At 62.2% G+C, this 4974-nt stretch carries 9 protein-coding genes; all 9 read left to right on the top strand.

The features are described 5' to 3' along the window. The first annotated feature begins 223 nt into the window (after nucleotides 1–223). The 9 genes from rpsJ (at nucleotide 224) to rplP (ending at nucleotide 4953) form a co-directional block, all read left to right on the top strand. Complete coding sequence (gene rpsJ / locus CG50_RS13540) at nucleotides 224–532, top strand: 30S ribosomal protein S10 (RefSeq protein ID WP_036639457.1); 309 nt, start codon at nucleotides 224–226, stop codon at nucleotides 530–532. A 9-nt stretch (nucleotides 533–541) separates the two neighbouring features. Continuing rightward, on the top strand, nucleotides 542–1258 hold the full coding sequence (rplC, locus tag CG50_RS13535; protein ID WP_036639446.1) for a 50S ribosomal protein L3: 717 nt from the start codon (nucleotides 542–544) through the stop codon (nucleotides 1256–1258). After that, nucleotides 1255–1875, top strand: coding sequence for a 50S ribosomal protein L4 (gene rplD / locus CG50_RS13530; RefSeq protein ID WP_036639444.1), 621 nt, complete (start codon nucleotides 1255–1257; stop codon nucleotides 1873–1875). Before rplC ends, rplD begins: the two co-directional genes overlap by 4 nt. Continuing rightward, the gene (locus CG50_RS13525; protein ID WP_036639442.1) at nucleotides 1872–2168 is read left to right on the top strand and encodes a 50S ribosomal protein L23; all 297 of its coding nucleotides are present in this window, start codon (nucleotides 1872–1874) and stop codon (nucleotides 2166–2168) included. The genes rplD and CG50_RS13525 overlap by 4 nt, the downstream gene beginning before the upstream one ends. A 143-nt stretch (nucleotides 2169–2311) precedes the next feature. After that, nucleotides 2312–3148 (top strand): 50S ribosomal protein L2, encoded by an 837-nt coding sequence (rplB, locus tag CG50_RS13520; protein WP_036639439.1) that lies wholly within the window; start codon nucleotides 2312–2314, stop codon nucleotides 3146–3148. Between the two features lie 3 nt (nucleotides 3149–3151). Further along, the gene (gene rpsS, locus CG50_RS13515) at nucleotides 3152–3430 is read left to right on the top strand and encodes a 30S ribosomal protein S19 (protein ID WP_036639437.1); all 279 of its coding nucleotides are present in this window, start codon (nucleotides 3152–3154) and stop codon (nucleotides 3428–3430) included. A 5-nt stretch (nucleotides 3431–3435) separates the two neighbouring features. After that, nucleotides 3436–3816, top strand: coding sequence for a 50S ribosomal protein L22 (rplV, locus tag CG50_RS13510; protein WP_036639426.1), 381 nt, complete (start codon nucleotides 3436–3438; stop codon nucleotides 3814–3816). Continuing rightward, the gene (gene rpsC, locus CG50_RS13505) at nucleotides 3816–4526 is read left to right on the top strand and encodes a 30S ribosomal protein S3 (RefSeq protein ID WP_036639424.1); all 711 of its coding nucleotides are present in this window, start codon (nucleotides 3816–3818) and stop codon (nucleotides 4524–4526) included. Before rplV ends, rpsC begins: the two co-directional genes overlap by 1 nt. Nucleotides 4527–4539: 13 nt before the next feature. Next, nucleotides 4540–4953 (top strand): 50S ribosomal protein L16, encoded by a 414-nt coding sequence (gene rplP / locus CG50_RS13500; protein ID WP_036639422.1) that lies wholly within the window; start codon nucleotides 4540–4542, stop codon nucleotides 4951–4953. The last annotated feature ends 21 nt before the right edge of the window (nucleotides 4954–4974 follow it).

Genomic DNA, 4974 nt, shown 5'->3' with positions numbered 1-4974 from the left:
CGGGCGTCGTCTCGAAGATCCTCAAGTAATCTCTCCGGCGGAAACGCCGGCGATTGCTGAACGAAATGGATGGTGCGCCTTCGGGCGCACCATTTTCTCTTGACAGACTCGGCCACCATCCGTAGGGGAGGCCGGATCTCCAAGAGATTGTGGTTCGATGCAGGCGTCGCATTCGGCGGTGTCTGCCTCTCAACCGAAAAGCCCCTGCGAGAGGCAAGACTACATGACTGGTCAGAACATTCGCATCCGGCTCAAGGCGTTCGATTACCGCGTGCTGGATGCCAGCACCCAGGAAATCGTGAACACCGCGAAGCGTACGGGTGCTCAGGTGCGCGGGCCCATCCCGCTCCCGAACAAGATCGAGAAATTCACGGTTCTCCGTGGTCCGCACATCGACAAGAAGTCGCGCGACCAGTGGGAAATCCGCACGCACAAGCGTCTTCTCGACATCGTCGACCCGACTCCCCAGACCGTGGACGCGCTGATGAAGCTCGACCTCGCCGCTGGCGTCGACGTCGAGATCAAGGTCTAGGAGGTCGCCATGCGTTCTGGTGTTATCGCCAAGAAGCTGGGCATGACCCGGCTGTTCCTCGAAGATGGCAAGCAGGTTCCGGTGACCGTTCTGCAGCTCGATGCGCTGCAGGTCGTGGCACAGCGGACCGAGGACAAGGACGGCTACACGGCCGTTCAGCTCGGTGCCGGTGTCGCCAAGGCGAAGCGGACCACCGCGGCTCTGCGCGGTCATTTCGCCAAGGCTAACGTCGCTCCGAAGCGCAAGCTCGTCGAGTTCCGCGTTGATCCGACCAACCTGATCGAAGTGGGCGCCGAAATCTCGGCCGAACACTACACTGCCGGTCAGTTCGTCGACATCGCCGGCACCTCGATCGGTAAGGGTTTCGCCGGTGCGATGAAGCGCCACAACTTCGGCGGTCTGCGTGCGTCGCACGGTGTGTCGATCTCGCACCGTTCGCACGGTTCGACCGGCCAGTGCCAGGATCCGGGCAAGGTGTTCAAGGGCAAGAAGATGGCTGGCCATCTCGGTGCCGTGCGTGTCACCACGCAGAACATCCAGGTCGTCAAGACCGATGCCGCCCGTGACCTGATCATGGTCAAGGGGTCGGTTCCGGGCGCCAAGGGCGGCTGGGTCACGATCAAGGACGCCGTGAAGAAGCCGCTGCCGTCGGACGTTCCGATGCCGGCCGCTCTGAAGGCTGCTGCTGCTCCGGCCGAAGCTCCGGTCGAAGGGGGTGAAGCATGAAACTCGATGTGATCAAGCTCGACGCTGGCAAGGCCGGCGAAATCGAACTGTCGGATGACATCTTCGGTCTGGAGCCGCGTGCGGACATCCTGCACCGCGTCGTCCGCTGGCAGCGCGCTGCGGCTCAGCAGGGTACCCACTCGGTGCTCGGCAAGTCGGACGTCTCCTACTCGACCAAGAAGATCTACCGCCAGAAGGGCACCGGTGGCGCACGTCACGGTTCCAAGAAGGCGCCGATCTTCCGTCACGGTGGCGTTTACAAGGGGCCGACGCCCCGTTCGCACGCCCACGATCTGACCAAGAAGTTCCGCGTTCTCGGCCTGAAGCATGCGCTTTCGGCCAAGGCGAAGGCCGGTAACCTCGTCGTTCTGGAGTCGGCCGATCTGGCCGAGGCCAAGACGAAGCTGCTCGCCAAGGCCGCGAAGGAACTGGGCTGGAAGAAGGTTCTGGTGATCGACGGTGCCGAAGTGAACGAGAACTTCCTCGTCGCGTCGCGCAACCTCGAAGGCCTGGACATCCTGCCCTCGATCGGCGCCAACGTCTATGACATCCTCAAGCGTGACACGCTCGTGATCACGAAGGCTGGTGTCGAAGCTCTGGAGGCTCGCCTGAAATGAGCACGAAGCCCGAACACTACGACGTGATCGTGAAGCCGGTCATCACCGAAAAGGCCACCATGGCCTCGGAGAACGGCGCGGTTGTCTTCCAGGTCGCCAAGTCGGCCTCGAAGCCGGTCATCAAGGAAGCTGTCGAAGCGCTCTTCGGCGTCAAGGTGAAGGCGGTCAACACCACCATCACCAAGGGCAAGACCAAGCGGTTCCGCGGGATCGCCGGTGAACGCTCGGACGTCAAGAAGGCCTACGTTACCCTCGAAGAGGGAAACACTATCGACGTGTCGACCGGCCTCTGATAGAGACGGCAACGAATCTGGCGGGCCCCCCATCGGGCCCGCCGGTTTTTATGTTTTCACACTGCTGAGAACGTGAAGCGGGACGGGGCGACCCGACCCTGAGGAAACGGACCTTTGGTCCAAAGCAACGGAAGACAGAGAGCATGGCACTCAAGTCGTACAAACCGACGACGCCTGGCCAGCGTGGGCTGGTTCTGATCGACCGTTCGGAGCTTTGGAAAGGTCGCCCGGTTAAGGCTCTCACCGAGGGTCTGATCAAAACGGGTGGCCGGAACAATACCGGACGCGTCACGATGTGGCACAAGGGTGGCGGCGCGAAGCGTCTCTACCGCGTTGTCGATTTCAAGCGTCGCAAGTTCGACGTTCCGGCGACCGTCGAACGTATCGAATACGACCCGAACCGGACCGCGTTCATCGCGCTGGTCAAGTATGCTGACGGCGAGCTGGCCTACATCCTGGCCCCGCAGCGTCTTGGCGTTGGCGACACGGTGATCGCCGGTGCGAAACAGGACATCAAGCCCGGCAACGCGATGCCGTTCTCGGGTATGCCGATCGGCACGATCGTGCACAACGTCGAGCTGAAGCCCGGCAAGGGCGGCCAGCTGGCGCGTGCCGCGGGCACCTACGCCCAGTTCGTCGGCCGTGACGGTGGCTATGCCCAGATCCGCCTGTCCTCGGGCGAGCTGCGCATCGTCCGTCAGGAGTGCATGGCGACCATCGGTGCGGTCTCGAACTCGGACCATTCGAACCAGAACTTCGGTAAGGCCGGCCGCATGCGGCACAAGGGCATCCGTCCGACCGTTCGCGGCGTCGCGATGAACCCGATCGACCACCCGCATGGTGGTGGTGAAGGCCGGACCTCGGGTGGCCGTACGCCGGTGACCCCGTGGGGCAAGGACACGAAGGGTAAGAAGACCCGTTCGAACAAGAAGACGGATAAGTACATTCTCCGTTCGCGCCACGTGAAGAAGGGTCGTTAAGATATGGCACGTTCTGTTTGGAAAGGGCCGTTCGTTGACGCCTACCTTCTGAAGAAGGCTGAGAAGGCGCGCGCATCGGGCAAAAGCGACGTGATCAAGATCTGGTCGCGCCGTTCGACGATTCTGCCGCAGTTCGTCGGCCTCACCTTCGGGGTCTACAACGGTCAGAAGCACATCCCGGTCCTGGTGACCGAGGAAATGATCGGCCAGAAGTTCGGTGAATATTCGCCGACCCGTACCTACTACGGTCACGCCGCCGACAAGAAAGCCAAGAGGAAGTAATCGTCATGGGTAAGGAACAGAATCCGCGCCGCGTGGCGGACAACGAGGCTTTCGCAAAGGCGAAGATGCTGCGCACCTCGCCGCAGAAGCTGAACCTGGTGGCTGCGATGATCCGTGGCAAGAAGGTGGAAAAGGCCGTTTCGGACCTCACCTTCTCGAAGCGCCGTATCGCCGGTGAAGTGCTCAAGTGCCTTCAGTCGGCCATCGCGAACGCCGAGAACAACCACGGTCTGGACGTCGACAGCCTCGTCGTCGCCGAGGCCTGGGTGGGCAAGAACCTCGTCATGAAGCGTGGCCGTCCGCGGGCTCGTGGCCGCTACGGCAAGATCATGAAGCCGTTTTCGGAAATCACCATCAAGGTGCGTCAGCTCGAGGAGCGTGCGTAATGGGTCAGAAGGTCAATCCGATCGGTATGCGCCTCCAGGTCAACCGCACCTGGGACAGCCGCTGGTTCGCTGAGTCGAAGGACTATGGCGACCTGCTGCTCGAAGATCTGCGTATGCGCGAGTTCATCGAGAAGGAAGCGAAGCAGGCCGGCATCAGCCGCGTCGTGATCGAACGTCCGCACAAGAAGTGCCGCGTCACGATCTATGCTGCGCGTCCGGGTGTGATCATCGGCAAGAAGGGCGCGGACATCGAAGTCCTGCGCAAGAAGCTGTCGAACTTCACCAAGTCGGAACTGCACCTGAACATCGTCGAAGTCCGCAAGCCCGAGCTCGATGCTCAGCTCGTGGGCGAGTCGATCGCTCAGCAGCTCGAACGCCGTGTTTCGTTCCGTCGCGCCATGAAGCGTGCGGTGCAGAATGCGATGCGCATGGGCGCCCTCGGCATCCGCGTGAACGTCGCGGGTCGTCTGGGCGGTGCGGAAATCGCGCGTACCGAATGGTACCGTGAAGGCCGCGTGCCGCTGCACACCCTGCGTGCCGACATCGATTACGCGCTTTACGAAGCGTCGACCCCCTACGGGATCATCGGTGTGAAGGTCTGGATCTTCAAGGGCGAGATCCTGGAACATGATCCGCAGGCGCGTGACCGCAAGCAGGCCGAGGCCCAAGAGGGTCCGGCTCCGCGCGGCCCGCGTCGCGACGCGCGCTGAGGGAGTATAAGAGATGCTGCAACCGAAACGGACGAAGTTCCGCAAACAGCACAAGGGCCGCATCCACGGGCAGGCTAAGGGCGGTTTCGCTCTTAACTTCGGCTCGTTCGCCCTGAAGGCTACCGAACCCGAGCGCGTCACCGCGCGGCAGATCGAAGCGGCCCGCCGCGCGATCACCCGCCACATGAAGCGTCAGGGCCGGGTCTGGATCCGCTGCTTCCCCGATGTGCCGGTCACCGGCAAGCCCACCGAAGTTCGTATGGGTAAGGGTAAGGGCGCGGTCGAATACTGGGCGTGCAAGATCAAGCCGGGTCGTATCATGTTCGAGATCGACGGCGTTGACGAAGAGACCGCGCGTGAAGCGCTGCGTCTTGGCGCGAACAAGCTGCCGGTGCTGACCCGCATCGTGGCCCGCGAAGACTGGTAAGTCATTCTTCGCAGACAGGCT

Origin of the sequence: Paenirhodobacter enshiensis (assembly GCF_000740785.1) — a bacterium.
GTDB classification, from domain to species: Bacteria; Pseudomonadota; Alphaproteobacteria; order Rhodobacterales; family Rhodobacteraceae; genus Rhodobacter; species Rhodobacter enshiensis.
The sequence above is the reverse complement of the archived record's forward strand: the minus strand, read 5'-3'. Positions and strand labels throughout refer to the sequence as shown.